We start from the raw sequence: 748 nt of genomic DNA on the forward strand, positions 1-748 counted from the left end.
GTAATAGCCTGAGACAAGCACAATGCCGGCGACCGATGAAGAATGCCTGCGCGCCAACTCGAGGGCGATCCAGGCTCCCCAGGAATGTCCAAGGACGAGATATTTCTTAATACCCAATCTGCCGGCGGCGGCATGTATGAGGTCGGCTTGGTCGCAAGCGGACCAGCGCCGGGTGCGCGAACGTGAGCTTCGCCCAAAGCCGGGACGGTCAAATGCGAGCACCCGGTAGGTCTTTGCCGCCTCATCGAAGACGCCGCTCGACTTGAAATCCTCCGCCATGGATCCATTGCCATGCAGGAGAAGCAGCGGCATGCCGGTTCCGGCTTCGATAAAATGCAGGCGCAGACCATCAATTGCCATCATACGTCCGCATGTCAGGCTGGCGATCGCACGTTTGGCGCGGATGGCGTTGTATCCCGCTAGTGCCGCTAATGCAGCGACGGACAATCCGGCCGCTAGTTTCGCCTCGTCTCTGTCCAACGCCATTCGCGTGCCTTAGAAGCTGTCTGCGTGACCCAACCTTCGAGGTCACAGCTTGTTCCGCCAGACCCTGTGCCTGGCGTGGAAGGCTTTTCAACGCCTGGCGATCGCCATGGCCGCGATCTTGCAATGATCCATGCTTGCGTCCCGAGGAGATGCTCCCGGGATAAACGATCGTTCCATCATCGCGCACACAGCGCCTGGCGTCAGGCTGGCCTCCTCGGCATGACCGGCCCCAAGAGTATGCATGACGCGTTCGCCTTCTCCG

General features: G+C 60.3%; 1 protein-coding gene. It reads right to left on the bottom strand.

What is annotated here, in order from left to right:
• The coding region (locus EOA22_RS35885; protein WP_164756294.1) for an alpha/beta hydrolase at positions 1–486 on the bottom strand (486 nt) is incomplete at its 3' end.
• Between the last annotated feature and the right edge of the window lie 262 nt (positions 487–748).

Origin of the sequence: Mesorhizobium sp. M7A.F.Ca.US.014.04.1.1 (genome assembly GCF_003998745.1) — a bacterium.
Classification (GTDB): Bacteria; Pseudomonadota; Alphaproteobacteria; order Rhizobiales; family Rhizobiaceae; genus Mesorhizobium; species Mesorhizobium ciceri.